This is a genomic window from Herbiconiux sp. VKM Ac-2851 (genome assembly GCF_013205105.1).
Classification (GTDB): Bacteria; Actinomycetota; Actinomycetes; order Actinomycetales; family Microbacteriaceae; genus Herbiconiux; species Herbiconiux flava.
Genome location: NZ_JABMLJ010000003.1, coordinates 551374 through 577275 on the forward strand (window position 1 = coordinate 551374; position 25902 = coordinate 577275).

Sequence of the window (25902 nt, forward strand, 5' to 3'; positions counted from 1 at the left end):
GTCTCCTAGGAGGTGTAGGTGATGCGGAGACAGCCCGACAGGCCGTCGAGCTGGGTGCCGTTCCACCGGTTGTCGCCGTTGCCGGAGACGAGGGTGATGCCGCCCGGTGCCGCGATGAGCGCGGCGAGGATCGGCGCAGGCACGGCGACCCAGCCGCCACGAGGCGAGAGGGCAACCTCGTCCGTGCTGCCCGTCCACCCGTCGGGCATGGAGGCGAAGGCGTGGCGGCCGATCCGGCACTCGCCCATCTCTTGCACGAGCGGGAGGTAGACCTGGCCGGATACGTTGCGGGCGTCGGCGGGGATCGTGTCGGCGATCGCGGTGCCGTAGAAGTAGGCGCCTGAGACGTTGTCGGAGGCGCGGAGTGCGTTGTTCTGCCAGCGGCTGTAGAACTGGCCCGAGTCGATCGCCCGGAACTCGGGCGACTTCACCTCACCGGTGGCCGTGGGCGGGTCGGGGACCGGCGGTGCCGCGACGTCGGCCGAGGGCACTGACAGGGCGTAGGGCCCATCCGACCAGTGCAGCCGCACCGACACCCCGACGGCCGGCTCTTCGCCGCCGTAGGGCACGTCCTTCAGCTCGCCCATATCCGTGCTCAGCACGAGCAGCCCGTCGGCGACCGACAGCACGGTGCCGGTGGCGGCCTTCGGTTCGACTGGGCCCATCATGAACGGGCGCTCGTCCACGAACCAGACCCACACCGACTCGTTGAGGCTCGGCCGGTACGGGGTCAGCGTCTCCACCGGCACCCGGCTTCCACCGACGTCGACCAGCAATTTCCGATCGTCGGAGAGTCCCCGGTATTCGCCGACGTAGACGTTGACTTTGGACTTGCCGTTGATCAGGCCGAGGAGAACGCGGACGTCGTCAGCCACCTGCCACCTCCACGGTCATGTCCATCTCGGGGCCGGAGTCACGGCGGATGTCGAGGATGCGAACGAGCAGCAGATCCTCGCCGCGGCGGAGGCGGAGCACGTCGCCTCGCTCGCGCAGCGGGTTGAAGAACTCGGTGACGTCGAGAGTCACCGACAGCCGCGACACGACCGGCAGCTGCTTGCGCGCCCACGCGGCGCCCTGGTCGTTGTTCGTGACGTACTCGCTCGAGAAGTAGCGGGTGCGGCGACGGAACGGTGACTGCGAGCCGTCCGCGTTCCGCACCCGCAGCGGCCCCTCCGTGATCTCCGCGATGCCCAGAATCGACTCCTGCTCGTCGCTGCGGCCACGGATGACCACCCGGTTGCTGACGCCATCCGAAGACAGGGCGCCCTGCACCTCGACGACGGTGCCCTTGTTGCCGCGCTCGAGGGTGTCCACCGGCGCTGGCCATGCATCCGGGCGCACGGCGAGCGCCCCCTCGGGTGTGATGTGCGGTACCCCGCCCACCTGCTCGGCGAGGTCGTAGATCGCGTCGATGCGCGACTCCTCGTAGACGACGCTGCGTGAGATCGGCGCATCCGGCAGCGAGCGCACGATCGGCATGCCGACCACGCGGGCGAGCTCGGCCCAGGTCGACGACAGGTCTCGGGGCGCGTACGGGGCGTCGAAGCGGTCCTGCTCGACGCTGTTGAGGAGCTCCTTGAATTCGATGTCGACGACGGAGTTGATCGTGATGTTCTGGCCTTGGAAGACGGCCTGCTCGTCGAGCGCGGCGGGCACGTTCGTGATCTCGTACTGGCCCATCAGCACTCGTTCACGGAACGAGCCGGCGGTGATCGTCGAGAAGAGGTGGATGACCGCACCGAAGGGGGCGAGCTCGTCACCGATACCGCTGGGCGAGAGGGACGCACCGAATTCGTCAGTCCAGAGGACGGTCAGCGAGCCCGACTGCTGGATCGTGCCGGTGGCGTCCTCGTTGAGCTTGACGTCCTCGACCGGCATGTCCGCACGGCGACGCTCGCGGTCGTAGTAGAGATCGAACGTGTATTCGTGGTCGAAGGAGCCGAGCGCGAGCACCTCGCGCAGCTGCGCCGAATGCTGCCTCACGGCGCGGTCCCGGCGAGGGAGTAGTCGGTGTCGCGGCTGTCATAGGAGGCGTATGCGTCGTCCGCGGCGTCGTAGTCGACGTAGGCGGCGTCGATGTCGTCGTACGACAGGGTCGAAGCGTTCAGACCCGGCGCCGCCGGCAGAGCCTCAGTGACCGACGTCGTCCACCGGATGAGCCGGCCGCCGCGGCTGACGTTGACGCCCACCTCGGTGAGCACGTCGATCGCGGCGAACAGCAGACGCGGGATGCGCGGCTCGGGGCCCGGGGTGCGGATGCAGAGCACGGACGGAAGCGCGTTGCCCTCGCCGTCGCCGAGGGTGGAGCTCAGAGCGGTGGCCTGCTCCTCGGTGTGCGTCTCCATCACCAGGGGCATCTCGACGATGCCACGGCGGCGCTTCCCGATGCGGCGAGGGAGCGATGCGTTCTCGGCCCACCGCAGCTCGCCCGGGGTGGGCCGCTCGATCTGCTCGGCCGTCTGCTCGTCGAGGTCGACCGTGGCTGCGCGGCTCGGGTCGAGCGGCTGATGCACCCACGTCTCCTCGCAGAGCAGCGTCACCTCGACCGGGGTGGTGAAGCCGAGAGTGGTGCCGTCCGTGGCGAAGAGCTCCGCACGGTAGCTGACTGGCACGTTGAACGGGATCTCGTAAGTCGGCACCGGGGTGCCTGGCTCGATGCCGATGGCGCCGCGCACCGGCCGCGTGCGACCCTCCGACGTCTGATCGATGCGGAGGGTCGCTGCGGCCGGCTCATCCACGACGAGCAGCGCGAAGGGCAGCTCGCCCGGTGTGCTGAACACCTCGACGGTCGTGCTCATGAGCGGGATCCGTTCTCGAGCGCGACCTTGCGGGTGCGCCCGTTCTGGGTGATGTGCATGTCGATCAGGTCGGAGAGGCTCGCGCCGCTCTTGTTGACGATCCGCACCTGCACCCCGCCGCCACCGACGAGCGTCGGCGACGTAGCGACCTGAGGTGCACCGCCGAGGCGGTCGAGCGCCTCGAGCGCGATGCTGCGGTTGCGGCGCTCCTGCCCGGGGCGGCCGGAGATGAACGCCTCCCACCCGGTCTCGGTCTCTGCGTACTTGTAGAGCGCGCCGGGGCGGCCCCGGTAGATGCCCTCGGCCATGCCGCCGTTGGCGAACCGTCGTGCGACGCTGCCGTCGAAGAGGTTTCCGTTCGCCGATCCATCGCCGAGGCCGAAGCCGATGTTGGGGTTCGTGGAGTTGACGATGATGTTGGCGACGCGGGTGCGGCTGAGCTCCTGTAGCGCCTCCTCCGCAGCGGACAGCCCGTGGAGCTGCACCTCCGTGGCGATGTCGCTCGGGGTGGCGAGCAGCTTCGCCACGTACTCGTCAGCGGCGGCGCCGGTGATCCCGAACGCGGCGAGCTGCGCATAGAGCGCGTCCTTGCCCCGGGTCAGTGCCCCGGTCGACTGATCCGTCGAGCCCGTCTGCGCCAGGATCGCGGCGGCTGACTCGTTCGCCTTCCGAGCGATCTCGTCGAGTGCCGCCGCGTTGTCACGGCCGGCCTGCTCGTTGATGTCGAGCGTGGCGGTGAAGCCCTCCATGGTGCCGTTGGCAGTCTGGTAGGCATCCATCTGCCCTTGCAGCGTCTCCGTCGCAGAATCGACGGCCGCCTCGAGATCGCGTTGCGCGGCGTTCATGTCGAACTGCCCCGACGCGAAGTCGCGCAGCCGGGACACGAGGTCTTCGAGGTCGCCCGACGCATCCTGAGCAGAGGCCGACATGTCCTGCAGACCTGTCGAAGCTCGAGCGGTCTGGTCGCGCATGATCTGCGTGGCCGTGGAGCCCTCACCGAGGGCGAGGGTCATCAGGTCGGAGTCGGTCGCGACGACACCCTGAGCTCCGGCGAGCTCGATGAGCGACGCCTTGTACGCGGGGAATGCTGAGAGCGCCTGCTTGACCGCCTCGTCCTGCGAGCGGCCCGACTTGACGGCCAGGTCGACGTACTCCTTGAACGCCGACGAGGCGCCCTTCAGGTCCGTTGACGCGGTGGTTGCGAGTTGCTCGCCGAGCTGCGCGAACTTGGCCTTGTTCGTGTCGGCCCAGGCGCCGAGGTCGACCATGCCGAGGGTGAGGCCCTTGATGGCGCCGTTGAGCTGCTGGGGTCCGCCGGCGTACGACATCCAGAAGTTGTCGGTGAAGAGGGTGTCCATCGCCGACCCGAAGTCGAGCGCGTTGCCGGTGCTGTCGACGAACTCGTCGGAGAGGGCGGAGAGGTTGCCGTTCTTCGCGATCGTGTTGAGGCGGGCGGTGTCTTCTGCGGCGAGGGACACCGAGTTGCCGTAGGAGGAGACGATGCCGCTGATGGCGGCGAGACCAGCGGCGAGGCCGGCGCCGCGGCCGAGGGTCTTGCCTACCTTGGCGCCGGTGATGTCGAGGGTGGTGAGGGCGCCCTTGAACTTAGCGATTTGGGGCACGGCGATCATGGCCGCGCCGCCGACCAGCAGCACGCCGGCGGTCACGGCGGCGATCGCGGTGACGGTGCCCTGCGCGGCGGCGGGCATGTTGTTGTAGCCGTCGATGAGCCCGTTCGTGGCCTGGGTGAGGCCGCGGAGTGCTTCGTTCGCGGCGGAGCCCGAGCCGATGAGGGCGGTCTCGAAGGATCCGCCGAGCTTCTCGACGTCGCCTGACAGGTTGTCGAGTCGGGTAGCGGCGGTCTCGGCCGCGTAGCCCTGGTCGTCCACCTTGTCGATCCACGACTGGATGCCGTCGGCGCCCTGCTCGTAGAGCACGTTCGCCGCGCGCACCGCGTCGTTGCCGAAGATCGTGGCGAGGGCGGCGTTCCGCGCCTCGTCGGTCTGGCCTTTCAGCTTTTCGTTGAGCTCGCCGGCGATGCCGGTCATCGAGAGCATGTTGCCGTTGGCGTCGTAGAAGGACAGCCCGTAGTCCTTCATCACGCCGGCGGCGGTGGAGGACTGCTTCTGCATCGCGAGGATGCTGGTCTTCAGCGAGGTGCCCGCATCGGAGCCCGTCAGACCGGCCGCAGCGAAAGCCGCGAGCGCGCCGGTGGTCTCCTCGATGGAGAAGCCCGCCTGGCCTGCTACGAGGCCGCCCTGGTTGAGCGCCTGGGCGAGGTCATCGACGGAGCCCTGCGCCTTGCCAGCGCCGGCGGCGAGGAGGTCGGCGATGTGGGGCACGTCTGTGCCGGCCAGCTTGAACTGCGTCATCGCCGTGGCGGCGTACTCGGCTGCCGCCGCGACGTCGGTCTGCCCTGCGGCGGCGAGGTCGAGGGAGCCCTTCAGAGCGCCGCCGAGGATGTCGGACGTGGAGACGCCCGCCTTGGCGAGCTCCTCCTCGGCCTGGGCCGCCTGGGTGGCGGTGAAGGCGGTGTCCGCGCCGGCCTGCAGTGCCGCATTCCGCAGGAGGTTCATGTTGCCGACGGACTCGTGCGTGGATGCCTGCACGGAGGACATCTGCGCGTCGAACTCTGCGAACTTCGCCACCGCGACGCCGACGCCGGCGCCGATGGCGATACCGGCGCCCATCGACACCCGGCCGAGGTCGGTGAAGGCTGCGCCGATACCGCGGACGGTGGTCGACGCGGACTTGTCTTTTCCGATGAGCTCGAAGACCAGCTGCTTTACAGCCATCGGAGACCCCCTATTGGGCGGCGGCCTCGCGCGCGCTGATGGCCGCGATGGCCTCAGCGACATAGCGGCGCCACCAGTGGAGTTGCAGATCCCAGACCGTGAACGGGTTGATGCCCGAGCCGGGGAACATGATGGAGATGGGCACGAGCCAGTCCTCGACGGACTGGTCGATGTCGGCCTCTACGCCGCTGGGGTCGGCGGGGTCTCCGTCTCGCTGGCGTCGGCCAGATCGGAAGCCGCTTTTGGGTCGGCCGCCGCCTCGTCTCCGGCATCCGCCTCGGCCTCGGTGGCGTGCACGACGACGCCGAGCTCGGTGAGCGGGGAGAACTCGTTGGCCTGCTCGAGCGTCAGCTCTTCGCCGGCGTGGAGGCGGAGCAGGTACACGAGGCCGCGGAGGCCATCGATGGCCTCGTCGTCCTCGAGCACCTCGTACATGTCGAACTTGGCTTCGCCGATGGCGGAGAGCACGCGGCGCATGTCGCGGATCGAGATGCCGACCGGGTGCTCTTCGGTGCGGGTGGCGTGCTTCACCCGGCGGATGTGGTTCAGCGACGCCGTGTCGAGGGTCGCGGTGAGGTCGTACGTGACGCCTTTGATGAGGAAGTCGATCTGCATGGAAGTCTCCTGCTCAGCGCGAAGCGACCGCGGCCATGGCCTCGTCGATCGCGTCGTGAATCTTTTGGACGATGTGGCGGCGGATCTCGCCGGCGATGACCCGGCCGAAGTAGGGGCGGCCCTGCTGCTGCACCCAGTCGTCTCGGTCGCCGAACACGGGGTGGCGGAAGGAGTCTTTGTTGTAGACCATCAGCAGCCCCTCGTGCCCGGCGGGCAGGCCGGAGCCGGAGGTGGTGATCTTCGCGCCGGCCTGGCGCGCTTGGAAGGAGACACGCACCTTCGTCGCCGCGATCAGCGCCGCCCGGCTGCGGCCCGTGTTAGGTCCGCCGTCGGGCGAGGACATGCGCAGCGTCTGGCGGACCTTCTCGGCCGCCACGTCACCAGATGCCTTGATCCGGCGACGCAGCGCCCGGGACAGCGCCGGGTCGAAGGCGTCGAGCTCTTTCTTCGTGCGATACCAGACCTGCGGGTCGATGACGACGGAGACGCCACCGACCGCGCTGGCGGCCATGGCTAGATCGCGGTCTCGGGCGTGACGATCGCGACGTAGATCGGCTGCGGCGCGACACCGCCGTCGAGGACGGTGAAGCCCACCGACTGCGAGATGACGTCGCCGCCAGCAGTCTTCGGCAGCTCGCCGTCGAGGCGGATGTTCGGGATCGTCACCTCGAAGGTGGGGAACACCCCCGCAACGATCGGGGTGGTGAGCTGGAAGCGCAGCACCAGCGCGATGTCGCTCTGGGCGAGGTAGGCGTCGCGCAGCACGTTGCTGTCGTACTCGGCGGTCAGCGTGCCGGTGCCGGTGCGCCATCCGAGCGCGTTCGCCCGGCCGCGCTTGCCGGCGCCGCCCAAATAGAAGCCGTTCGAGTCGAGCCCGTTGTCCCAGGTGAGCGAGACATCGCGCACGTCTGCCGCCGCGGTTCCGCCCGTCGCGAGCGCGGTCGCGGTCGGCGGCACGACGCTGCCGCCGATGCGCAGCGAGCCGTGCACGAACGAGAACAGCTGGTTGCCCGCCAGGTACGACGGCACGGCGTAGGCCGCGGCGGTGTCGACGCTCTTGGCAGTGAAGCTGAACTTGATCTGCGGCACCGCGGCGTTGCCGGCGGTGAGCTCGAAGCCCGAGCAGATGGCACCAGCGAAGGTCAGCGGCGAGACCGCCCCGCCGAGCAGCGGCACACCCTTCTGGACGGTGTACGACGGGAGGAAGTCGTTGGAGGTGGGGACGAACAGCTGCTGGTAGGCGCTGCCCGAGACGACCGAGGAGGATCCGGCGCCGAGCGCGGCCTCGAGCAGCGCGCCCATGCCCTTCGTGAAGAGCTCCATGGTGAACGAGCCGGCCGACTCCTCCTTCACGAGCACCCGCCGGTCGGCGCGGGCCATGCGCGAGCCGTAGCGGGCGGCCGTGGACGACGCGAAAGTGGGCGACCAGGTGAAGTCCTCGTCGAGGTACTCGACGAACCGGTCGACGGCCACGGGCGTGCCGTAGGCGGTCTCCTTCTTGAAGCCGATGCTGGAATCGAGCTGGGTGCTCACAGGTCGCCACCTTCCGTGTCGTCGTTGCTGTCGTCGTCGGTGCCGGTACCGCCTGCGGCGAGGGCCGCCTCGATGTCGGCCTTTTTCTTCAGGCCGGTGAGGTCGATGCCGCGCTCTTCAGCGGCGGCGCGAAGGTCGGCGATCTTCGGGGTGGAGCTCGTGACGAGCCACACATCGGGTTGCGCGGCGAGCTTTTCCGCGACGTCGGCGGGCACCTCGACGGACTCCCCGGCGGCCACCACGCGGCCGATGAGGGGAAGCTCGAGGTCGCCCTGGGGGCTGATGTTCGTGACGGTGGACACGGGGCGTCTCCTAGGTGGTTGTGATGCGGTTCTGGGCTTGGAAGGTGGCCTGCACTTCGATGAGGCGGCCCTGCGCGAGGACGTTCGGGTCGCTCTCGCCGTCGGACTCATGGGTCTGCAGGAAGCAGTGGCGTACGACACCGCCGAGGGTGGTGTCCGTCTTGCGCACGTAGTTCTCGAGGTCGCCGAGGAGCTTGTAGGCGCGCACGGTCGCCACCTCTTCCATCTCTGGCCCGCCGAAGCGGTAGATGGAGAAGGTGACTACGAGTTGCAGCGTTTCCTCGCGGGAGCGGTTCGTTGAGAGGGTGGCCGGATCCTGCTCTGAGGTGACGCGGCTGAATCCGACGATGTCGGGGTGCTGCGTCTTTCCGGGGTGGCCGTAGGAGATCTGCACGTCGGGCTCGGCGGCATCCCAGATGGTGTGCGCGGCGGCAACCATGGCCGCCTTGAACTCCGGGGCTGCGGTGAACTCGCTCACGCGAAGCCTCCGACCCGGGCGTTTGGCTGCAGCAGCTCGAGCACGCGCTTCGGGACGGCGAAGCTGGTGGGCACCATGCCGTCAGCCTCGGCGGTTCCGTAGGCCGGGCGGGTGCCCTGTCGGCCGACCTGCCAGAGGTGACGGACGAGCTCGCGCGTAGCGAGCAGCACGTTCGGCGGGATGGTCGCGGAGCCAACCGTGACCGTGACGGTGACGTTCTCGATGCCGTCCGTGAAGGATCCGCCGACCGCGTCGGCATAGATGATGCCCGCCCGGGGGGAAGCGACGTACCCGGTGTGCGCTGCACCATCGACAGTGACGGATGCGACGGTCTCGAACGGGGTCGGGAGCGAGATGGTCTTGCGGCCACCGGAGAAAGTGAAGGTCTTCGACGCGGGAAGGATCGGGCCCACGATGTTCTCGATGACCGGTGTCGCGGCCTCGATGTAGCGCTCGAGGTCCGAGTCGTCGTCGCTGGACGTGGTCGTTGACCAGCCGAGCGACTTCTTGGCGTCGTTGAGCGTGATCAGCCCGTTGGTGATCGCCATGGCGATGCCTTTCGATCAGGTGAGGGCGGGCGGGGCGGTTGTCCCCGCCCGCCCTCGGCCGGGGCTAGCTGGCGGGGATGTCGCTCTGGCCGCCCTTGCGCTCGTCGGCGGCGATCAGCTTCTCGACGATGTCCTCCTTGAGGTCGGTGCTCTTCAGCTCGATCTCCGGGCGCTTGCCCGCGATCTCCTTGAGCTCCTTGACGCTCAGACCCTCGTAGGGGCCCTTCGGCTCGCTGTCGTTCGCGGCCTCGTGCGCTTCGGCGGGCTCGGCGCCCTCCGCGCGCTTGCGCGCCCACTCGGCCAGGGCGGGTGATCCGTCCTTCGTGGCCTGCTCGGCGATCTCCTCGTAGGTGCGGACGCCGTCGCGGACGAACTTCTCGTAGTTCTCTTCGATGTGCTGGTCGAGCATGATGCTCTCCTTCTGGTGATCGGTGTGTCAGAGAGGGGGGCGGGGCGGCCCTAGGTGGGCCGCCCCGCTGGTGCTCAGAAGAGCGCGGGAGCCACGAGGCCGTTGCCGGCGACGGTGTCGACGCCGCCGACGATCGCGGTGGCCTGGGTGCGACGACCGGCGGTGAACGCCGAGTAGCCGTAGACCTGCAGGAGCACCTGCAGCTTCGTGGCGCGGGTCTGCTCGAACTGCAGCTCGCGCGGCGCACCGTCGCCCTCCTCCCAGAGGAGCGACTTGGCCTTGTCCATCACGAGGACGATGTCCTCGTTCAGGGTGCCGATGGTGGTGGGGATGTTGGCGTCGGTGACCACGGGCAGGCCGTGGATCTGACCGACGACGCGGTCGCCGTTCGCCTCAGCCGTCAGCGACTGGGCGCCGGGGTTGAGGTTCATGCCGATCACGTTGGCCGGGCCGTTGTAGACGGTGTTCACCAGCGGGCGGCCGTCGGAGTCGACCAGCGACGTCAGCCAGCCCCACCGGCGCGGGTGCATGACGATGAGGTTGGCCTCGAGGGGCGCCTCGTTCGCGGCACGCTCACCGGAGGACACGGACGCGATGGCGCCGGCGATCTTCTTGTAGAAGAGCGCGGCGGTCAGCGCGGCGCCGAAGGCCGACGCCTGCGGGATGCCAGCGGTGTTCCGGATGCCGAGGTGCTGGTTGTTCGAGCCGGTGCCGTTGATCGTCTGGAAGCCGATCTGAGCGTGGTAGGCCTCGACGAGGTCGGCGTACACGATCGAGTCGATGCCCGCCTCGCCGCGCTCGAGGGTCTGCCGGGACACGCCCTGCTCGCCGGCGATGGTGCGCACCGGCACGAGGAGGTCGGTGTTCGCCACGATGTCGGTCTCGCTGACGTCGGTGTTCTCACCGTCCTGGCTGGTGACGGTGGTGCCCGAGGTCCAGCGCGGGATGCCGAGCACGGTGCCGCGCTCGGGCAGCTCGAGGTTGGTGACCTGGTTCGCGGTGACGCGGCCCTTGCGGGTCGGCAGTACGAGCAGGTCGGTGAGGTACTGCGGGATGACGAGGCCGCCGACCTGGTTGCTGCCGATGGCGCGCTCCTCGCGCTGCTCCACCTCCATCTCGCGCATGTGCTTCTCGATGCGGTCCTTCGCGCGGTAGTCGCTCTTGTACTGCGCGCGGTAGGCGTCGGAGAAGAACGAGACGCCGCTGCGCGAGGTCTCCTCGGTGTAGGTGCGGGGCTCGCGGGTGACGACGGCCGGGCCGGCTCCACGAGCGGCCGCATCGGTCGCGGTGATGTCGGCGGCGCCCGCGGTGAGGCGTGCCTCGTCGGACTGCGCGGCGCGCAGGTCTTCGAGGGCGTGCTCGGCTGTGGTGATCTGGCTGTCGAAGCCCCGAACGTTGGTCGAGAGCTCGGCGAAGCGCGCCTGCTGCGCCTCGGTGAAGGAGGCGTCGGGCGCGAGGCCCTCTGCCATCGTGCGCCGCTCGGTGTGCGCGGCGGCGCGCTGGTTGCGGAGTGCGGCGAGTGCCTGCTCCGCTTCGGCGATGAGCCGGTCCATGGTGTCTCCCTTGTGAGATAGGTGTGGGTGGGGGTGTGCTTCCCGGTCGGCTCATCTGGCCCGCTTGCGCTCATCTGGCATGGGCGTAGGCAGCACGGTTCGCCCCGCGAGGTGCGGGGTGGTCTGAGGTGGTCGCTCAGTCGTCGAGCGAGAGGAGCGCGAGCTCGGTGGCCTTGTCGCGGCCGGCCTTCCGCTCCTCGGCGGGGGCGGCGGGCGCCGACTGCTCGGCGTGCTCGAGGCGAGCTGCGGCGCGGTCGCGGGCCGCGCGGAGCGGGGCGCCGTCGAGGTGGTCGATGGCTTCGAGCGCCTGCTGTGCGCGGGCGCTGATCGACGTGTAGGGGTTGGCGCCGTAGTTCACGGCCGACACGTCGCCGCGGTCGAGATCCACCTCGGTGATCGTGTACTCCATGTAGTCGGGCGACCACTGGCCTGCCACGATGCGGAACGCGAACGACATCTCGGTGACGTTCTCGTCCTCGACGGCGATGATGAGGTCGCTGACGTCGACTCGCTTGGCGTTCAGCTTCGCGATCGTGCGGAGGCCCTTCTCGTCAGCGGACAGCTGCAGGGTGCCGGTGACGGTGCGCGCCATCGTCATGCCGGTGTGATTCAGCAGGTAGGCGACGTCGGGGTCGGCGGCGAGCGTCTTGTCGAACGCGCCGGCGGCGATGCGCTCGTCGTACTCGCCGTACCAGTCCCACATCTTGTAGTTGATGTCGGTCACGGAGGCGTAGCCGTCGAGGGTGACGAACTCCTTGCCGTCCTCGATGGACCTGGTGGCGCGGATCTGAGAGCGGAACGCGGCCTGGCGGGCGGTGCCGCTGGCGACTCCGTCGAGTCGGGCGGTGCCGTGCTCGACTGCCTCGCGGCGGCTGGGTGCGGTGGCGGTGGCGGTCGTCGTCATGACGTGGCTCCGATCTGAGCGGGCGGCACAGGGGTGCCCTTGGGGAAGAGGACGGCGAACTCGTCGAGCTGGTCGGCGGTGAACTTCGGCGGCAGGTTGAGCACGGTGCGTGCCTCAGATGGGGCGCGCACGCGCCCCGCGACTTCGGCGATGAGCACCTTGGAGGAGGCGGCCGGGTCGAGCTCGAGGATCCCGCCTCGGTTGAACTTGACTTTGCGGGGCTCGTGTACGAGCCGCGTCAGCGCCTTCTCGCGCCGGCGGAGGGCCGGGTTCAGGTGCATGATCAGGAACTGCAGGTTGCGCTCGGTGATGTTCGCGTAGGTGATGGAGGAGCCCTGCACGGGCGCGTCCACGAGGTCGCCGGGCACACCGAAGTAGCGGGTGGCGTCACGATCGGACGCCTGCTGCGCCTGCAGGAACTGGGCATCAGCGGTGTGCGCCGACTCCATGTTGTATTCCCAGTCCTTACCGGTCACGAACACGTCGCGGCCCTGAACCGCGGCCTTGAACCGCTCCTTGACGGCGTCGGCCGCCTCGTTGTCGATGGTCTGGGAGATGTTCTTCAGCACGCCGCCGGGGATCTGGGCGCCGTTGGCGAACCACTCGAGCGCGAAGTCCTGCGCCGACTGGTAGATGCCGAGCGACCATGCCGCGTTGGCGACGGGGGAGAGGCCGACGGCGAGGCCGGGGAGGGTGAACTGCTTCTCGTGCCAGATTTCGTCGCGGTCGTACTTCGTCCCGTTGATGCGGTACGAGATCACGCCCTTCTTGGACACGACCGTGACGTTCTTCGCCTGCACCAGGTCGATGCGCGCGGGCTTGCCGAGGCTGTCCTTCTCGACGATCGTTCCGAAGGCGTTGCCGACCCGATCGAGGTCGACCTGCGAGGAGTAGAGCCACTCCTCGAGCTGCACGTCGGGCCCGCCTGTGTCGACGAGCACGGGCGGCTTGTCGACCTCGATCTGCTGCTTCCCAACCTCGCGGAACACATCGACGGGGAGGGTCGAGATGAGGTCGGCACGCAGCCGGATGGCCGCCCAGACGGCGGACTGGCGCAGCGCGTCGTCCGAGGAGACGTTCTTATTCGAGCCACCGGGGCGCAGCCGGGAGGGGATGATGTTGTCGGCGCCGCGCTGCTGGTCCGGGCGGGCTCGGGTGAAGAAAAGGCTCATCGGCGCGTCAGCCTCCACGATGCGAACAGGCATCCGGCACCCAGGACGACGATGCCTGCGGGCACGTAGATGAGTGCGACGCCGACTGCGACAGCGAGAGCGCCGAAGACGTCGAGCGCCGTGGTGAGTGCTGCCTTCACGGTGACTCCTAGGCGATCGATTGGAGAACGTCGTACTCGTTCTCGCGGGTGAGGATGTGGCGGTGACGAGCGAGCGTCACGGCGTACAGGGGGGAGATGTCCGTGGTCGACTTCGCGTGCGACCAGATGCGCGCGTCGCCGGCCGTCCACGAGGCGCCAGCGATCGCGACGTCGAGCGGCACCTGGCCCTCGCCGAGGTGGGTGAGGGTGTGGTTGGTGATGCCGTCGTAGAGCCCGGCGCACGCGGCGGCCATGTCGGCCTTGCTCATCACGAACACCTCGAGGCCGGCGCGCTCGAGGTCTTCCTGCATGGCTGCGGCCTGGCTGCTCGCAGCGACCGCGACCGAGGACACGCCTTGGCGGCGGGTGCGCTCGACGAGGTACTGGATGACCCAGCCGGCGCCGCGCTCATGCTTGATGAGCTCGACGTGCTCGGCGCCGCCCGGGTTCGTGCCTGACACTGCCACCGACGACCACGACCGGTCTGGGGTGATGTCGAGCGCGAAGGAGGGCGTGCCGATGATGCTGGCGTCTTCGTCGGCGGTGAGGATCCAGTCGTTCGGGTCGACGACCTGATCGGCGGAGCCTCCCATGTCGGTCTGGTTCAGGAAGGCGCGGCGGAAGTCGCGCTCGGTCATGCTGTCGAACTCGACCCGGATGTCATCGACGTGCACGGTGTTCCCGAGCGCAGGCATGCACTTGTACCAGGTGGCGGGGTCGCCGGGATCCTCGTCGGGATCGGCCGACCACTCGAAGTAGGCGATGCGGCCGGGCGCGTCCGGGTCGGCGTCGAGGCGCTCGTGCGCTTCGGCGATCTTCCGGTTGAGGTAGACGCTCGTCGCGTCACCGGCGGTGGAGACGACGAACAGCTGCGCCTGCCGACGGGTGATCATGGCGGGACGCATCGCCTGCTCGACGCGGCCGTCGATCTGAGCGAAGGCTTCGTCCAGCACGCCGAGGTCGAGGGTCTTGCCGTGGCCTGACTTCGTGGTGGTGGCGGTCGGGGCGTGGATCGAGCCGTTGGCCCAGCGGATGGCCTGCTTGCCGTTGGTCTCGCTCAGCTTGAACAGCGGCACCAGCGGTGACGCCTCGAGCATCGTGACATGCTCGCGCCACTTCTCCTCGGCATCGTTGCCGGTCTGGGCGGCGTAGGAGATGCGCTGCGGGCCGCCGTAGCCGAGCGCACGGTTCACCATGGTGGGGAGCAGGAGGCTCGTCTTGCCTGACTGGCGCGGGACGAGGATGTCTACCTCGCGGTACACAGGTAGGCCGGTCTTCGGGTCGACCTCCCCAGCGACGTCGGCGACGTACTGCTGCCACTCCATGAGCGGCTGCCCGAGCGCGCGGCTGATCTTGCCGATGCGGGCACCCTGGGTGGGGTTGTCCGGGTTGCGACGGGTTGCGTACCTAGGCGCCGCCGAGCGGAACGAGGGGAGTGCTGAGGTCTTGGAGGAGCGCTTCGAGCGAGTTGCCACCGGCCACGTCCTTCCCCTTGAGCTCGCGAATGACGTCCACGAGCTGCTTGACGAGGGGAGCCTTCGACGCCTTGCTGTTGACGTCGTCGATCTCGCGGGCGAGCACCAGGGCCGCCGCGCGCAGCGAGTGGTAGAAGGGTGTCTGGACGTCCACCGTCAGCAGGTCGTTGTGCACGGCCTTCTCCGTGGCGGCATACGCCGGCACCTGGTGGTAGTCGGGCTGACCCTCGCCCTCGGCCACGACTTCGTCGTTGGGTGCCGGTGTGGGCGATTCTGTGGGCGATTCTGTGGGCGACGAGTGTGTGTCACCGACGAGGCTCAGCAGGGGGGTGTCGCCGGCCTGCCGCTTCCGAGCCCGCTCTAGCCGTCTGGCCCGAGAATTCGCGGATCGGCACCGGTCGCAGACGGTCTTCGTCCTCAGCTCCTGGCGGTATCGAGCCTGGGTGCCGTGGGGCTGCACTTTCGCCATCGCCCACACGTCCTCTCGATCGACGGGGAGAGAAATTTTGGGAGAGGGCGCGGTCCTCCACACCACCCAAACGCTAAAAAATTCTCACCGTTTCCGACCAGGCCAGGGTCACCTGCGCGATTCGTTCGGCCTGGCCGATTCGTTCGACTCGTGCGAGGTGGTGGGGGCGTCCCTCACCTCTCGGTCAGCGCCAGGCTGGCCGGGCTTGGGTGGCACAGCCCGCCGGCTCGGGCCGGGCGGGGTGGCGCCTCGAGGTGCGTCGGTCATCGCGTCTCCTCACCAGTCCCGCGAGGTGCGGAGCTCGGTCGTCTGCTTGCGTCGCTTCTCGTTCACGTACTCGGCGCCGGCCTTGCTGTTGCAGCCCAGGTGCTCGAGGTGCCCGACGTACGGGTGGCCGCCCGCATCCAGCTCGGTCGAGTGGCCGTAGCTCTTGGACATGGTGTTGACCCGACCCGTCGTCGGGTCCTTGTACGGCAGAGTCATGTCGACGCGCTTGCCGCAGCGCCGGCAGTGGGTCTCGGTGGCGAAGCACTCGGCCTTGGCCCGCTCGAAGGGGCGGCCACCTCGACCACGTCGGTAGTTCAGCGACTCGCGACCCATGCCGACTCCAATGGGGTTCCCCACGATCAACGCCCCAGTACCTGGTGTGTGAGCGGTCGGGGGAAGTGGATTGCCCCGCCACCGTGCGGCCACAGTGACGAGGCGCCTGCTCGGCGCGCACCGAGTCAGGAGTCTGTGAAATGACGAGAGCCCCACCTGCGACGTGTCCGTCGTGGTGAGGCTCTTCGCGTTCGGGTGCAAGGCATCCAAACTCTAGTCAGTGACTTTATCCATGGGTGTCAAGCATCCTGGGATGCATTGATCTGCGGCGTGTCGCCGATCGGGCGGACAACCTGATCGCTGCACCCTGATGGCAGCCCGTCGTCCCACTCGACGAGTAGCCGGCCATCGCTCCGACGGTTCACCACCATGCCGGTTCGACTCGGTCCCTTCGTGGTCTTCACCCGGTCATGAGTCGGCGGTACGCCCATCTCCATTCGGGCCGCGTTGATCGACACGCGGCCGGTTCGCACCCGCTCGACCATCTGCTCATGCCGGATCGACCGAAGCTCTCGCGCTAGGCGCTCGACCACGTTGGCCATCTCATCGATCGTTCCCTGCTCGATGGTCTCGTACTCCTCACCGTCGCGATGTGGCCACAGCATCCGCGCTCTGGCTACCATCCGAGATGCCGCGTCCAGCACATCAGCCACTCCTGAGCTCACCACCGTGCACGGAGTGAACGCGCCACAGGCCGAGCATGGTCCGAACCCGCACCATCGCTCCCGGCCGCAAGATGCGCACTTCACGATGCGCACCCCGTGGTCATGCTCGGCGGTCATCGTGCAATCCCGAGCACGGCATCCACGATCTCGTCGATGTGGTTGAGGTCGACCCAGCCGAGCGCCTTGACCCGCTCGAATGCGGCGACTCGCTCGGCGTCGAGGTCTGACTCGGGGCGCTCGGCGATCTCGTCGGCGACCTGCGCGTTGATCAGCTCCGGGTCGATGCCGCGCTCAACGAGCCAGTCCCACAGCATCTCGGGGTAGTAGTCCCCCGACTCGCCCTGCCCGACGTGAGCCTCGGCGAACTCGTCGGCCTGCTCCGGCGCCAGATGCTTCTGCACATCCATCAGCAGCGACGCCTCGACGCACGACATCAGGAAGCCGAGCGTCGAGTTCAGCATGCGGGCCATAGCCAGGCGAGCCGGCCACGACTTGTCTCCGGGCGGGTAGTCGAACGCCGCGGTCATCCGCTCGTGCTGCCACCCGAACAGGCGCTGCCCCTCGACGAGGTGCGCCTTGATCAGCGCGTCCATCGTGATGCCCTTGTCGCCCCAGTGCGGCATCGGCGCCACCTCGTCGGTGTAGCTCGTCGGCTTCTCGATGGGCTCGGGTGCGGTGGTGTCTGTCATGATCGTGCTCCTTCGTTGTGATCGGATATGGCGAGCGCCGTGGTGGTCAGAGGCGGGCTGCGAGGCCGGCGAGGCGTTCGTGGTCGTGGCCGTCTTGGCGGATGTGGGCTTGGGCGTAGCCGACCCCGTCGCGGCGGCCTTTCTGTAGGCCGTCGCGGTATCGGACTTCGGTGCCGATGCGGGGGTGGACGAGTGCGCGGGTGGTGATGCCCCGGATGAGGGAGCGGTCCATGAGTCCGGGCTGGGGTTGGGCGTCGCGGTGGATAGTGAGTCCGCGGCCGTGGGGGACGATGATGCCCCAGGAAGCGGGGATGGGGTCGTCGTCGCGGAGGATGGTCCGGTCGCCTAGGACGAGCCAGAAGCGGTCCACGTTCGCGGCGGCGTGCTCGGACTTCGTGAGGTCCCTGAGCTCGTGGAGGAGGTCAGAGCGGGACACCTTCAACTCGAAGCCGTGCACGAGATGCTTCGACGATGGCCACAGGCCAACGGCGAGGACGTCGTACCGTTGGCGGGAACGCCTGCCCGTGCCCTCATAGCCGGGACGGATGCGCCCGTCGAAGGGCACCTCGAACAGGGTGACGTGCTCAGGGAACGACAACGCCTCGGAGCGCTTGCCGAACTTCGCCGCCACCCTGGCACGCAGCTCACGGGCGGTCGCTACCTTCGTGGGGGCCACGGTCAGGCTCCTTCGGTGGTGGCGGGGATGCGGCGAGCGCCGAGCATCTGTCGGGGTGTGCCGACGAGTGCCCAGAACTCGTCGCGGCTGATGATGTCGCGCTGCGACTCGCAGTCAGAGACGGGGCCCTCGCAGGTGGTGCAGGCGGCCTCGAAGCGGGTAGCCGGGCAGAGGGGGTCGCCGACGTCCCAGCCGACAGGGTGGGTGTCCTCGTCCCATTCGCCGTTCTCGTCGGGGTGGTGGCCGAGGGCGAGGCACTGGGTGCTGCCGGCCATCTCGCAGAGGTAGCCGTCAGCGTTGTGCGTGGCCCGCTCACGGTGGTGCCATCGGAGGGTCCAGAAGACGTCAGCGAGATCGTCCTCGTCGATGGGCTCGACGATGGTGTACCCCTCGCACTCCGGGCGGCCACAGGTCACCGCGTCCGGGTCGGTGGTGATGCGATCGAAGCGAGGAAGCTCGAACGGGGTGCGGTGACAGCACGACGTCGTGACCTCACCGAGGAAGGGACAGGCGTGCACGGTACTCACGAGCGCTCATCTCCCTCGGCGGCCGATGCGGCGAGCGCCGCCCATGCGCCGTGTTCGGCTGCGGCCACGACGAGCGGGGGCGATACGGCGACCCAGATGTCGTCGAGCAGGCCGTCGTGGATGTCGTTGTAGTGGTCGATGGTGATGCCGTCCACGGTCTCGGCACGCACCGGGTTGTGGATGGTGCCGATGTCGTAGACCGTGATGGCGTGGCCAAAGGCCTCGATAGCCGGCACGAGGGCGAGACGGACGAGGAGACGGAGGACGTCGTGGCGGTGGGCACCCGGGAAGCGGCTATCGAGCGGCTCGTCGAAGTGATCCCACCACCAGTCACCGATCTTGTCGCCATCACCGAAGCCCCACTTGCTCAGCAAGCTCTGAGCATCCAGCGACAGCCACCCCGTCGGGATGTCAGACGGATTCACGAGCACGGCGCCCGTGGGCACCACCAGTGCGATCTCAGACATCAGATCCCCCTTCGGTCTGCTCCCGGATAGCGGCCTCAAAATCAGCCGAGAGGGTTCGGAGGCCGAGAGCGCCCTTGAACGGGATCGGGGTGGCCAGCGGCCGGGGATTCGCGAGCAAAAGGTGGTGCGCGCCGTGCTCGGCCCACTTCGAGCAGGTGCCATCGACGTCGGCTGTCGGACGAAAGAGCGCGTCGCGCGGGTCGTGCACGCCGACGAGGTCGACCACACCGAGGATTGCGCCGTACACGAAGCGAGGATCCTCGGGCTCGAGGTCGTCGGCCACTTCCCATAGGTAGTCATCACTGACGCGGTATCCCTGGATCTCGGACTCAATGGCGCGCACTACCTCCGAGTAGCCGCCTCCCTCTTCCTCGAACACGGCCAGACCGGCGTGGATGGCGACGGGGCCGCGGTAGTCGCCCGCGATGTTCCGGACCCGGTTCTCGACGTCCTTGCCGCCGTGGATGATGGCCCACGCCCACGGCTGGCGCACGGTCAGAACGCGCATCATCAGAACGCCACCCGTCGGATGCGGTCAGGCGAGGGCGCCTTCGTGACCAGCAGCGGGTGCAGGATCCGCCGACGCGGTTCGGTCAGGTAGTCGCCCTTGTCGAGCAGCACCACGTCGAGAGACATGCCCCGCATGCTGCTGTCCTCCGTCGCGCGCCACGAGCCGATCGTGACCGTGGTGCCCGTGTCCGTGTAGGTGAGGCGCACGGTGCCGACACCCGAGCGGGTCTGCACATCACGGCCCACCTTCCGCGCCTGCGTCGTCAGAGCGACCAGGTGATAGCGGGCCGCGAGCAGCGTCGCCGACACGATCAGCACCCGACTCGTTGACATCGCGGCGAGCGCCTTGTCGATGTCCTCGAGCGAGTGGACACGGTTCGCGGGCTCGTACGCCCAGACCTTCGTGGTGGGGTCGTTCATGAGGTAGGTGCTCCTTCGAGGGTGGGGTGGATGCGGGACTCGAGGCGCACTTCGGCCTCGGCTACTTGCAGGGCGACGCGGACGCTGACGTTCTGCTCGTACTGGATGCGGCCGACGCGGTCCCAGAAGCTCTCAAGCACGGTGGGCTCCCTGGTTGAGTGCGCGGATCTGGGGCGGGGTGGTGGCGTGCATCCGGTCGAGGATGAGCTGCTCGGCGAGCTTGCGGCTGCGGGCTTCGACCTTCGCGGTGATCTCGATGCCCTCAGCGGCGACGACCTTGATGCTGAAGGTGCGGGTGCGGCCCGGCACGCCGAGCGCGTCAGCGATGCGGTCGAAGTCCGAGCAGAGGCCGAGGCGGTCAGCGAGACGCATGGCGTCCTCGAACATCCACGCGATGCGCGGGTCGTCAGCGGGCAGGCTGCCCTCGGGAACCTCGCCGAGGCGGCGGGCTGGGTGGCGCACGTCGTCGAGCGACAGCCAGAAGACCGGGCCGGTGTTGTTCGCCCGCTTCACGTTCACCCAGCCCGCGCCCGTGCTCGTCACCAGCAACTCCTCGTCTTTCGAGAACGCGGCGCGGCCCGCGCGGCGGACGAAGGGCGAGGTGCCGGCGCGGTTCGTGAGGACGAAGTCGCCCTTGGCGAACGCGGTCACGAGCGCGCCTCGCTCTCAGCGGTCTGCGGGCTGTTCGCGTCGACCAGGATGCGGATCGCGCGCTCGAAGCCCTGCAGCTTCTGCTCCTCGTGATGCACGAGAGCCATCGCCCGCTTGCCCGCCTCGATCGCGTCGGCGTGGTCGGCGAGCAGGTCGTCGAGATCGCTGCGAACCTCGCCCCACTGCTCCCGCAGGACGGTCACAGCAGGGGTGTCGTTCGGGCGAGCCGTAGAGAGGTCGAGGGTGCGGTCGTGGAGTGCCATGGTGCGGTCCTTCCGGTCAGCGGGTGAAGAGGTAGATGGCGAGCTGGGTGAGCGCGCCGGCGATGGTGCCGACGACGATCCATCGGGCGTATGCGCCCCACGGGGTGGGCGACGTCGGCGGCTCGGGATCCGCGGCGAGCGAGACTGAGCCGACGGCGGCCGCGGCGAGGTCGCCCTCGGCAACACCCGCCCTGCGCAGCTCATCCGACGCCACCTCGATGTCCTCAGCTAGGTAGGCGCGCAGGTCGCCGTCACGGATGGCGGTGGTCACTGCGGCCCGGTACTTCTCGTGCGCGATGATCGTGCTGCGGCCGTCGGGTCGAGAGAAGAGGTCAGCGCCCGGGCGGTGTCTTCCCCCGAACATCACGAGGTAGTTCTCCGGCACCGTCGTGCTGAAGCGGACGACCGGCGCCAGCGTCGCGCGGCGCACGTCGGCGATGATCTCGGCCAGGCTCTTCTCCTTCACGATGCACCCCCGAACACCACGATCGCGAGCACGGTGACAGCGCCGAGCGCGGCGGCACCCATGACGAGTGACAGCGCCGAGAGCACCAGCGGGAGTCGGTTCGGCTCGAACGCCTCAAGCTCGGCGTAGGTGACCTGCTCGACCTCGAGCGCGGCGGGCTCGTTGTCCCACGGGCTGGCGGTCGATCCCGGCCCACCCTTCGTCGCCAGGCGGGTGACGCCACCCGTCTCGGTGAATCCGGCGGCGGTGAGGTCGGCCGCCGTAACGAGGTAGCTGTCGCGGGGGTCGGGGTAGGCGAGCAGGAACGATCCCGCCGTGCTGGGCGCGAGGTCGCGGAGGACGACGACGCGGCCGTCGGGGTGGATGAAGCTGCGGAGGCTGTTGGTCATGATGATGCCTTTCGTCTGGCGGCGGTGCGTGCGACGTCCTCCATCAGGAAGCCGCGTGGGTGGGTTGGGGTGTGTCGCCACTTCTCGGAGCGGGCGATCTTGTAGACGTGGAGCTTCGAGACGCTGAGCGCCTTCGCTGCGACGTCGGCGGCCACGAAGTAGGCGAGGCGGCCGGAGGCGTCAGGTGCCGGCGCCGGCATGGTTCTCGGCCTGGAAGTAGTAGTCGATCCACTCGCCCGTCGGCACCCGGTGGTCCGGGTGGGTGGTGCACAGGATCTGCGACGGGCGGATGTCGTCGGAGTCGTGCGGGAACACGGCCACGAGCTGCCCCTCGCAGACGATCGGGCCCCACTGCGTGTTCGCCACCTCGACCGTGCACACCGCGTCCAGCTGGATGCGGCGCATCGGCGTCACCTGCAGGCACCGGATCGCCGCCGAGCGGTGCTGCAGCGCATCCGCGAACAGCGCGGCGCCGAGCCTCGGATACGACGCCAGCCACCGCGAGTGATACTTCGCGAGGACGGCCAGGTTGAGAGCGACATCCGCCGACGGCACACGGCCGAGGGTGCGGTCGATCCACTCCGGCTCCGGGCGATCGCGGTACACGGTGCGGACCATGAACGACACCCAGTCGCCGAGCTCGGCCCGCACCAGGGTCGCAGCCGGGTTCCACAGCGCCGACACATCGCGGACCCCCGACGTCTGCACCTTCTGCTGCCCGCCACCCGACGGCGACTTCACGATCGCGCCGACCACGGCCGGCCAGTAGCGGGCGAGATCCGCGAGCACCGACGGGAAGCGGGCGATGCACTCCTCGCACAGGTCCGTGCCCGGCCGCACCGGGCGGTCGAACTTGTGACCCTTCGTCGGGCACGGCACCACGGCGAGCGCCGTTGCTCCGAAGTTGCGGTTGACGATGGAGCGGAAGATGGGCGACCAGGTGGCGGGGTCGGTGAATGCGGGGTACTCGTTCATGCGGGGCGCCGATCTTCGAGGCGGGTGAGGGCTCGGTGGTGGGTGGACTCGGCGAGCCGGCCGGCACGCGCCATGCGCAGCGCCACCATGTACTCGCCGTAGTCCGAGGGGGTAGCGAACTGGAAGACGTGACCGTCAGGGATCTCGTCAGAGACGAGGGTGAGTGTCTCGCGGCCGTCGGCGACCACGGCCACACCCTCTCCGCCACCACGGTCATCGGCGAGCGCGATGGCCTCGGCAGCGGCCATGGTGCGGCGCTCGGCGATCTCGCGAGGGGTGGCCTCCGCATCCGGGGTGTACGCCACCACGAGCTGCGCGCTCACGAGACTGCTCCGTCCGTGAAGGGGTTGCCGTAGCGGCGGGCGCAGATGGGGCAGTAGCGGTCGCCGATCATGCCGGGGCACTGTCGGCCGTCGATGAGTAGGCCCTCGTGCCTCCACGCGAGGTGCAGGATGCGCGGACTCAGCGAACGGGTGAGCACGTAGTAGACGATCGCGCTCGGGCGGAAGCCGTTCACGATGCCGAAGGCCGCATCCCAGACGACAGCGCGAGGTCCGTAGAAGCGACGGGGGAGGACGCCATAGCCGAGGTCGAAGTCGGCGACCACGCTCGCCGGCTTGCCTCCCCACCCGACGTAGTCGATGACGACGGGCAGCTGCTCGACCGTCTCGCCTGCGGTCACGAGATCACCAGGGTGGGGTCAGCGGCGACGTGCTCGCAGTCCAGGCAGCGGCGGCCACCATTGATCTCGACCGTGTCCTCGTGGTCGCACAGCGCCTGCTGCAGGCCGGTGATGCGGTCGCTGGCTGCGTTAGCTGCCGCGGCGAGGGCACCCATCGCCGCGGCGGCGGCAGCGACACCTGACGCGACGGCGCTGACACCGGCCATGTAGCGGTCGTAGTAGTAGCGCTGCTGCTTGATCGAGCGGTACGTCTGGCTGATGCCCAGAGCGCCGGTGACGTAGCGGCGGAACTTGCGGATCCGGCGCGCCTTGCGGCGGTCCTTCATCTTCGGGAAGTTGGCGACAGTGCGGGGCTTAGACATCAGCGGTTCCCCTTCAGGTGGTGTGCGGTGGTGAAGGCGAGGTCGTCCTCGCCATAGACGTCCTGCCGGTTCACGCCCGTCAGGTGCTCGAGCCGGCGTAGCCATGTCCTGGCGGCGTCGGCTGGCCCGTAGGCGAAGAAGCCCAGACCGGGCAGGGGCTCGAGGTCGTCGTTGCCCCAGTCCCCACCGGGCGCCCGGGTGATGAACCGCTCGCGCTCGTTGAGGAGGATGCGGGTGTCGTACTCGCGCACCTGGGCGGGCATCTTCCGGTCGAGGCCGTACTTGTCACAGATGGCCCACATCACCCGGTTCTCGGCCGCGACGTAGTCGGGCATGTGCTGCTTCAGCGGCCTGATCATGTCGCCCACGTACGCCTCGGTCGCATCATGGAGCAGCGCCCACAGCGCGTTCTCCGGCGACACCATGTACGACAGGTGCAAGCAATGCTCGGCCACCGAGTAGAACTGGTCGACGTGCCCGTTGTAGCGGCACAGCATCCCCAGCGCGTGAGCGATGTCGTCCGGGTTGATGTCGTCCGGGTTCGGGTCCATCGGGAAGAACCGGCCACCCGACCACGTCTGCATCCACGAGCCTTTGCCCCGCGACTGCGTCGAGCCGTTCACGACTGCACCGACTCGACGATGGCGTCGTGCGCGCTGAGCTTGAACACGGTGACGGCCCGCTTCACCGCATCGGCGTCGAAGCCCAAGCTCTCGAGCTCCTCCATCTGCTCCTCGGTCAGATCCGGCACCGACAGCAGAGGCCACGGCGACTTCTTGCCCGTCGAGTGCCGGGCCGCCGAGCGGATGACCGGCGACAACAAGGCATTGTCGGGGAACGCGGCGAGCGCCTCCCGGATGATGGTGTCGCTGTTCTCGGACGCTTCGACGATCCTGTCGACCAGGACGTCGTGGTAGCTCTTGGTGATGCGACCCTCGGCGAACGCCCTCTCGATCGCGATGCCGAGGTCAGAGCGGGCGACGTACGCCCACATCGGGGTGAAGGTGCGGTCCGGGTAGTGCCAGGGTTCGCCGGGGATGAGCTCGACGCCATCGTTGCTCTCGAACGCCTCGAGCACCTTCTCCACGAATCCGGCCTCGTCGGCGGGACGGTCGATGTAGGTGCGGGAAGTGTGAGCGCTGCGGCCGTCCTCCTGGCGGAGGAGGTGACGCTGCTCGTTCGCTCGAGCGACAGCGTGCGCCGCGTCGGACTCGGTGTTGGACATGGGGTCTCCTGACTGGTGGTGGACGACGTCGTGTCTCATGACGCGAGCCGGGCGGTGTGGCCGTAGCGGCGGATCGGGATCGCGTCGAGGCGAGCACGGAGAGCGCGCATCTCGGCGGCGGTCGCCTGGTCTGCCCGGGGGGCGTTCGGGAAGTGGTCGAGGACGCGGTCGGTGCTGGTGTGGAGAGTGCGAGCAACCTCGGAGAGGGTGCACCCGTCCTCGAACAGACGGCCCATGAAGGCGATCTCGTCGGCGGTGAAGCGCCGCTTGGGTGCCGGCTCGCCGAGGTCGTCAGCCCTGACGCGCTCGACGGTGCGGACGCTGCACCCGACCCGCCCAGCCACCTCGGCGGGGGTGAGGCGCTCGGCGAGCAGCTGGCGGATCTTCGGGCGGGAGTAGATCGGGTCACTCATCGGGTCACACCCCGTTCGGATCGAGCTCGGTCGCCAGGTCGGCGCTGTCCATCAGGTCGTCCATCCACTGCTGGTGCCGGAGCCTGGCAACCCCGCACGCTCGGCACGGGCGCTCGGTGCCCTGCGGATGCTTCGAGCAGAAGGGCGACGGTCTCGCGGATGGGTCGCGAGGTTCTCCCTCGCCCTCCTCGCTCTCGCCGCCGCTCACGCGGCGCCCGCGCGCCCCCGCGCTCCCTCTCTCCTCTACCGCTTGGTCCTCGCGAGGCCCTCGCGAGGGTGTCGCGAGCGGCTCGCGAGGCGGCGGCGGGATGTGCGAGGCAGCCTTGCCGTCCACCGTCTGCCACTCCTCGCGCCAGTTGAGCACCGAGTAGTAGGTGAGCTTCCCCACCGTGTACAGCAGCAGGTAGCCCGCCTCGGCGAGCACGAGCAGATGATCCTCGAGCACTGACTTCGTGATCTCGTCGTCCATCGGCCAGATCTGCGACTTCAGGAGCGTCAGGTTCGCTGACTCGTTGCCGTAGTCGTCCGCGTTCATCTGCAGCCCCAGGAACGTCCACCGCACCAGCGGCGGCAACACGGTCAGCAGCTCCTCGTCCTGAAAGAACCGCGGCTTGACGGTCCGTTGCCTTCGAATTGCCATAGCGTGCGATACCTCTGCAGATCGTTCTGATAGCCCGGTCGAGCTGCGCCTCGGTCACCTCGAAGCACTCGGTGTAGCCGCGGCCGTGGGG

Annotated in this window: 40 protein-coding genes; all 40 read right to left on the reverse strand. The window is 68.7% G+C overall.

Annotated features, from left to right (window positions below; all coding sequences use genetic code 11):
* Positions 1-5: 5 nt before the first annotated feature.
* The 40 genes from HQQ85_RS15745 to HQQ85_RS15935 all read right to left on the reverse strand — a co-directional run bounded on the left by HQQ85_RS15745 (position 6) and on the right by HQQ85_RS15935 (position 25811).
* Positions 6-875, reverse strand: a complete 870-nt coding sequence (locus HQQ85_RS15745) for a hypothetical protein (protein ID WP_173183450.1) — start codon at positions 873-875, stop codon at positions 6-8.
* Positions 868-1983, reverse strand: coding sequence for a hypothetical protein (locus HQQ85_RS15750; protein WP_173183451.1), 1116 nt, complete (start codon positions 1981-1983; stop codon positions 868-870). The genes HQQ85_RS15745 and HQQ85_RS15750 overlap by 8 nt, the downstream gene beginning before the upstream one ends.
* Positions 1980-2798 (reverse strand): hypothetical protein, encoded by an 819-nt coding sequence (locus HQQ85_RS15755; protein ID WP_173183452.1) that lies wholly within the window; start codon positions 2796-2798, stop codon positions 1980-1982. The genes HQQ85_RS15750 and HQQ85_RS15755 overlap by 4 nt, the downstream gene beginning before the upstream one ends.
* The gene (locus HQQ85_RS15760; RefSeq protein WP_173183453.1) at positions 2795-5593 is read right to left on the reverse strand and encodes a phage tail tape measure protein; all 2799 of its coding nucleotides are present in this window, start codon (positions 5591-5593) and stop codon (positions 2795-2797) included. Before HQQ85_RS15760 ends, HQQ85_RS15755 begins: the two co-directional genes overlap by 4 nt.
* A 10-nt stretch (positions 5594-5603) precedes the next feature.
* The gene (locus HQQ85_RS21390) at positions 5604-5738 is read right to left on the reverse strand and encodes a hypothetical protein (protein ID WP_256430706.1); all 135 of its coding nucleotides are present in this window, start codon (positions 5736-5738) and stop codon (positions 5604-5606) included.
* A 35-nt stretch (positions 5739-5773) separates the two neighbouring features.
* On the reverse strand, positions 5774-6208 hold the full coding sequence (locus HQQ85_RS15765; protein WP_173183454.1) for a hypothetical protein: 435 nt from the start codon (positions 6206-6208) through the stop codon (positions 5774-5776).
* A gap of 13 nt (positions 6209-6221) precedes the next feature.
* Positions 6222-6719 carry a hypothetical protein gene (locus HQQ85_RS15770; protein ID WP_173183455.1) on the reverse strand — a complete coding sequence of 166 codons (498 nt, stop codon included), beginning with the start codon at positions 6717-6719 and terminating at the stop codon, positions 6222-6224.
* A 2-nt stretch (positions 6720-6721) separates the two neighbouring features.
* Positions 6722-7741 (reverse strand): phage tail tube protein, encoded by a 1020-nt coding sequence (locus HQQ85_RS15775; RefSeq protein ID WP_173183456.1) that lies wholly within the window; start codon positions 7739-7741, stop codon positions 6722-6724.
* Positions 7738-8043, reverse strand: coding sequence for a hypothetical protein (locus HQQ85_RS15780; RefSeq protein WP_173183457.1), 306 nt, complete (start codon positions 8041-8043; stop codon positions 7738-7740). The genes HQQ85_RS15775 and HQQ85_RS15780 overlap by 4 nt, the downstream gene beginning before the upstream one ends.
* 10 nt (positions 8044-8053) lie before the next feature.
* A complete protein-coding gene (locus tag HQQ85_RS15785) occupies positions 8054-8521 on the reverse strand; it encodes a hypothetical protein (protein ID WP_173183458.1) in 468 nt (155 codons plus the stop codon).
* A complete protein-coding gene (locus HQQ85_RS15790; protein WP_173183459.1) occupies positions 8518-9069 on the reverse strand; it encodes a hypothetical protein in 552 nt (183 codons plus the stop codon). The genes HQQ85_RS15785 and HQQ85_RS15790 overlap by 4 nt, the downstream gene beginning before the upstream one ends.
* A 64-nt stretch (positions 9070-9133) precedes the next feature.
* The gene (locus HQQ85_RS15795) at positions 9134-9478 is read right to left on the reverse strand and encodes a hypothetical protein (RefSeq protein WP_173183460.1); all 345 of its coding nucleotides are present in this window, start codon (positions 9476-9478) and stop codon (positions 9134-9136) included.
* A gap of 74 nt (positions 9479-9552) precedes the next feature.
* Positions 9553-11031, reverse strand: coding sequence for a phage major capsid protein (locus HQQ85_RS15800; protein WP_173183461.1), 1479 nt, complete (start codon positions 11029-11031; stop codon positions 9553-9555).
* 136 nt (positions 11032-11167) lie between these two features.
* A complete protein-coding gene (locus HQQ85_RS15805; RefSeq protein WP_173183462.1) occupies positions 11168-11935 on the reverse strand; it encodes an HK97 family phage prohead protease in 768 nt (255 codons plus the stop codon).
* On the reverse strand, positions 11932-13107 hold the full coding sequence (locus HQQ85_RS15810) for a phage portal protein (protein ID WP_173183463.1): 1176 nt from the start codon (positions 13105-13107) through the stop codon (positions 11932-11934). The genes HQQ85_RS15805 and HQQ85_RS15810 overlap by 4 nt, the downstream gene beginning before the upstream one ends.
* Complete coding sequence (locus HQQ85_RS15815; RefSeq protein ID WP_173183464.1) at positions 13104-13247, reverse strand: hypothetical protein; 144 nt, start codon at positions 13245-13247, stop codon at positions 13104-13106. The genes HQQ85_RS15810 and HQQ85_RS15815 overlap by 4 nt, the downstream gene beginning before the upstream one ends.
* An 8-nt stretch (positions 13248-13255) precedes the next feature.
* The gene (locus HQQ85_RS15820; protein ID WP_173183465.1) at positions 13256-14722 is read right to left on the reverse strand and encodes a terminase large subunit domain-containing protein; all 1467 of its coding nucleotides are present in this window, start codon (positions 14720-14722) and stop codon (positions 13256-13258) included.
* Positions 14655-14963, reverse strand: a complete 309-nt coding sequence (locus tag HQQ85_RS15825; protein WP_173183466.1) for a hypothetical protein — start codon at positions 14961-14963, stop codon at positions 14655-14657. The genes HQQ85_RS15820 and HQQ85_RS15825 overlap by 68 nt, the downstream gene beginning before the upstream one ends.
* Before the next feature lie 504 nt (positions 14964-15467).
* Positions 15468-15791: a hypothetical protein gene (locus HQQ85_RS15830; protein WP_173183467.1), complete on the reverse strand. Its 324-nt coding sequence runs from the start codon at positions 15789-15791 to the stop codon at positions 15468-15470.
* A gap of 239 nt (positions 15792-16030) precedes the next feature.
* Positions 16031-16444 (reverse strand): hypothetical protein, encoded by a 414-nt coding sequence (locus tag HQQ85_RS15835; protein WP_173183468.1) that lies wholly within the window; start codon positions 16442-16444, stop codon positions 16031-16033.
* Positions 16445-16569: 125 nt separating this feature from the next.
* The gene (locus tag HQQ85_RS15840; RefSeq protein WP_173183469.1) at positions 16570-17145 is read right to left on the reverse strand and encodes a hypothetical protein; all 576 of its coding nucleotides are present in this window, start codon (positions 17143-17145) and stop codon (positions 16570-16572) included.
* Between the two features lie 46 nt (positions 17146-17191).
* Positions 17192-17821, reverse strand: a complete 630-nt coding sequence (locus tag HQQ85_RS15845) for a hypothetical protein (protein ID WP_173183470.1) — start codon at positions 17819-17821, stop codon at positions 17192-17194.
* A gap of 2 nt (positions 17822-17823) precedes the next feature.
* Positions 17824-18348, reverse strand: coding sequence for a hypothetical protein (locus tag HQQ85_RS15850; protein WP_173183471.1), 525 nt, complete (start codon positions 18346-18348; stop codon positions 17824-17826).
* Positions 18345-18815, reverse strand: a complete 471-nt coding sequence (locus HQQ85_RS15855) for a hypothetical protein (RefSeq protein WP_173183472.1) — start codon at positions 18813-18815, stop codon at positions 18345-18347. The genes HQQ85_RS15850 and HQQ85_RS15855 overlap by 4 nt, the downstream gene beginning before the upstream one ends.
* Positions 18808-19326 carry a hypothetical protein gene (locus HQQ85_RS15860; protein ID WP_216851764.1) on the reverse strand — a complete coding sequence of 173 codons (519 nt, stop codon included), beginning with the start codon at positions 19324-19326 and terminating at the stop codon, positions 18808-18810. The genes HQQ85_RS15855 and HQQ85_RS15860 overlap by 8 nt, the downstream gene beginning before the upstream one ends.
* Positions 19326-19745, reverse strand: coding sequence for a hypothetical protein (locus tag HQQ85_RS15865; protein ID WP_173183473.1), 420 nt, complete (start codon positions 19743-19745; stop codon positions 19326-19328). The genes HQQ85_RS15860 and HQQ85_RS15865 overlap by 1 nt, the downstream gene beginning before the upstream one ends.
* A complete protein-coding gene (locus tag HQQ85_RS15870; RefSeq protein ID WP_173183474.1) occupies positions 19742-19885 on the reverse strand; it encodes a hypothetical protein in 144 nt (47 codons plus the stop codon). The genes HQQ85_RS15865 and HQQ85_RS15870 overlap by 4 nt, the downstream gene beginning before the upstream one ends.
* Complete coding sequence (locus HQQ85_RS15875) at positions 19878-20396, reverse strand: hypothetical protein (RefSeq protein WP_173183475.1); 519 nt, start codon at positions 20394-20396, stop codon at positions 19878-19880. Before HQQ85_RS15875 ends, HQQ85_RS15870 begins: the two co-directional genes overlap by 8 nt.
* Positions 20393-20659 (reverse strand): hypothetical protein, encoded by a 267-nt coding sequence (locus HQQ85_RS15880; RefSeq protein ID WP_173183476.1) that lies wholly within the window; start codon positions 20657-20659, stop codon positions 20393-20395. The genes HQQ85_RS15875 and HQQ85_RS15880 overlap by 4 nt, the downstream gene beginning before the upstream one ends.
* A 16-nt stretch (positions 20660-20675) precedes the next feature.
* Positions 20676-21125, reverse strand: a complete 450-nt coding sequence (locus HQQ85_RS15885; RefSeq protein WP_173183477.1) for a hypothetical protein — start codon at positions 21123-21125, stop codon at positions 20676-20678.
* Entirely contained in the window at positions 21122-21514 is a 393-nt protein-coding gene (locus HQQ85_RS15890) for a hypothetical protein (protein ID WP_173183478.1), read from the reverse strand. The genes HQQ85_RS15885 and HQQ85_RS15890 overlap by 4 nt, the downstream gene beginning before the upstream one ends.
* The gene (locus HQQ85_RS15895) at positions 21511-21714 is read right to left on the reverse strand and encodes a hypothetical protein (RefSeq protein ID WP_173183479.1); all 204 of its coding nucleotides are present in this window, start codon (positions 21712-21714) and stop codon (positions 21511-21513) included. Before HQQ85_RS15895 ends, HQQ85_RS15890 begins: the two co-directional genes overlap by 4 nt.
* Complete coding sequence (locus HQQ85_RS15900) at positions 21695-22489, reverse strand: hypothetical protein (RefSeq protein WP_173183480.1); 795 nt, start codon at positions 22487-22489, stop codon at positions 21695-21697. Before HQQ85_RS15900 ends, HQQ85_RS15895 begins: the two co-directional genes overlap by 20 nt.
* The gene (locus HQQ85_RS15905) at positions 22486-22812 is read right to left on the reverse strand and encodes a hypothetical protein (protein ID WP_173183481.1); all 327 of its coding nucleotides are present in this window, start codon (positions 22810-22812) and stop codon (positions 22486-22488) included. Before HQQ85_RS15905 ends, HQQ85_RS15900 begins: the two co-directional genes overlap by 4 nt.
* Positions 22809-23171 carry a hypothetical protein gene (locus HQQ85_RS15910; RefSeq protein ID WP_173183482.1) on the reverse strand — a complete coding sequence of 121 codons (363 nt, stop codon included), beginning with the start codon at positions 23169-23171 and terminating at the stop codon, positions 22809-22811. The genes HQQ85_RS15905 and HQQ85_RS15910 overlap by 4 nt, the downstream gene beginning before the upstream one ends.
* The gene (locus HQQ85_RS15915; protein WP_173183483.1) at positions 23168-23533 is read right to left on the reverse strand and encodes a hypothetical protein; all 366 of its coding nucleotides are present in this window, start codon (positions 23531-23533) and stop codon (positions 23168-23170) included. Before HQQ85_RS15915 ends, HQQ85_RS15910 begins: the two co-directional genes overlap by 4 nt.
* The gene (locus HQQ85_RS15920) at positions 23533-24117 is read right to left on the reverse strand and encodes a phosphohydrolase (protein WP_173183484.1); all 585 of its coding nucleotides are present in this window, start codon (positions 24115-24117) and stop codon (positions 23533-23535) included. The genes HQQ85_RS15915 and HQQ85_RS15920 overlap by 1 nt, the downstream gene beginning before the upstream one ends.
* Positions 24118-24152: 35 nt before the next feature.
* Complete coding sequence (locus tag HQQ85_RS15925) at positions 24153-24758, reverse strand: hypothetical protein (protein ID WP_173183485.1); 606 nt, start codon at positions 24756-24758, stop codon at positions 24153-24155.
* 35 nt (positions 24759-24793) lie between these two features.
* Positions 24794-25171, reverse strand: a complete 378-nt coding sequence (locus tag HQQ85_RS15930) for a hypothetical protein (protein ID WP_173183486.1) — start codon at positions 25169-25171, stop codon at positions 24794-24796.
* 4 nt (positions 25172-25175) lie between these two features.
* Positions 25176-25811, reverse strand: a complete 636-nt coding sequence (locus HQQ85_RS15935; RefSeq protein WP_173183487.1) for a hypothetical protein — start codon at positions 25809-25811, stop codon at positions 25176-25178.
* Positions 25812-25902: the final 91 nt, after the last annotated feature.

What these genes read in the sequence shown, in the direction of transcription:
- HQQ85_RS15860 (WP_216851764.1), bottom strand. Translation starts at nt 19,326, where the DNA reads ATGATGCGCGTTCTGACCGTGCGCCAGCCGTGGGCGTGGGCCATCATC.
- HQQ85_RS15930 (WP_173183486.1), bottom strand. Translation starts at nt 25,171, where the DNA reads ATGAGTGACCCGATCTACTCCCGCCCGAAGATCCGCCAGCTGCTCGCC.
- HQQ85_RS15895 (WP_173183479.1), bottom strand. Translation starts at nt 21,714, where the DNA reads ATGCCGGCGCCGGCACCTGACGCCTCCGGCCGCCTCGCCTACTTCGTG.
- HQQ85_RS15915 (WP_173183483.1), bottom strand. Translation starts at nt 23,533, where the DNA reads ATGTCTAAGCCCCGCACTGTCGCCAACTTCCCGAAGATGAAGGACCGC.
- HQQ85_RS15770 (WP_173183455.1), bottom strand. Translation starts at nt 6,719, where the DNA reads ATGGCCGCCAGCGCGGTCGGTGGCGTCTCCGTCGTCATCGACCCGCAG.
- HQQ85_RS15795 (WP_173183460.1), bottom strand. Translation starts at nt 9,478, where the DNA reads ATGCTCGACCAGCACATCGAAGAGAACTACGAGAAGTTCGTCCGCGAC.
- HQQ85_RS15830 (WP_173183467.1), bottom strand. Translation starts at nt 15,791, where the DNA reads ATGGGTCGCGAGTCGCTGAACTACCGACGTGGTCGAGGTGGCCGCCCC.
- HQQ85_RS15790 (WP_173183459.1), bottom strand. Translation starts at nt 9,069, where the DNA reads ATGGCGATCACCAACGGGCTGATCACGCTCAACGACGCCAAGAAGTCG.
- HQQ85_RS15810 (WP_173183463.1), bottom strand. Translation starts at nt 13,107, where the DNA reads ATGAGCCTTTTCTTCACCCGAGCCCGCCCGGACCAGCAGCGCGGCGCC.
- HQQ85_RS15855 (WP_173183472.1), bottom strand. Translation starts at nt 18,815, where the DNA reads ATGTCTGAGATCGCACTGGTGGTGCCCACGGGCGCCGTGCTCGTGAAT.
- HQQ85_RS15920 (WP_173183484.1), bottom strand. Translation starts at nt 24,117, where the DNA reads ATGCAGACGTGGTCGGGTGGCCGGTTCTTCCCGATGGACCCGAACCCG.
- HQQ85_RS15880 (WP_173183476.1), bottom strand. Translation starts at nt 20,659, where the DNA reads ATGGCACTCCACGACCGCACCCTCGACCTCTCTACGGCTCGCCCGAAC.
- HQQ85_RS15935 (WP_173183487.1), bottom strand. Translation starts at nt 25,811, where the DNA reads ATGGCAATTCGAAGGCAACGGACCGTCAAGCCGCGGTTCTTTCAGGAC.
- HQQ85_RS15760 (WP_173183453.1), bottom strand. Translation starts at nt 5,593, where the DNA reads ATGGCTGTAAAGCAGCTGGTCTTCGAGCTCATCGGAAAAGACAAGTCC.
- HQQ85_RS15840 (WP_173183469.1), bottom strand. Translation starts at nt 17,145, where the DNA reads ATGACAGACACCACCGCACCCGAGCCCATCGAGAAGCCGACGAGCTAC.
- HQQ85_RS15805 (WP_173183462.1), bottom strand. Translation starts at nt 11,935, where the DNA reads ATGACGACGACCGCCACCGCCACCGCACCCAGCCGCCGCGAGGCAGTC.
- HQQ85_RS15800 (WP_173183461.1), bottom strand. Translation starts at nt 11,031, where the DNA reads ATGGACCGGCTCATCGCCGAAGCGGAGCAGGCACTCGCCGCACTCCGC.
- HQQ85_RS15900 (WP_173183480.1), bottom strand. Translation starts at nt 22,489, where the DNA reads ATGAACGAGTACCCCGCATTCACCGACCCCGCCACCTGGTCGCCCATC.
- HQQ85_RS15890 (WP_173183478.1), bottom strand. Translation starts at nt 21,514, where the DNA reads ATGACCAACAGCCTCCGCAGCTTCATCCACCCCGACGGCCGCGTCGTC.
- HQQ85_RS15925 (WP_173183485.1), bottom strand. Translation starts at nt 24,758, where the DNA reads ATGTCCAACACCGAGTCCGACGCGGCGCACGCTGTCGCTCGAGCGAAC.
- HQQ85_RS15755 (WP_173183452.1), bottom strand. Translation starts at nt 2,798, where the DNA reads ATGAGCACGACCGTCGAGGTGTTCAGCACACCGGGCGAGCTGCCCTTC.
- HQQ85_RS15865 (WP_173183473.1), bottom strand. Translation starts at nt 19,745, where the DNA reads ATGAACGACCCCACCACGAAGGTCTGGGCGTACGAGCCCGCGAACCGT.
- HQQ85_RS15765 (WP_173183454.1), bottom strand. Translation starts at nt 6,208, where the DNA reads ATGCAGATCGACTTCCTCATCAAAGGCGTCACGTACGACCTCACCGCG.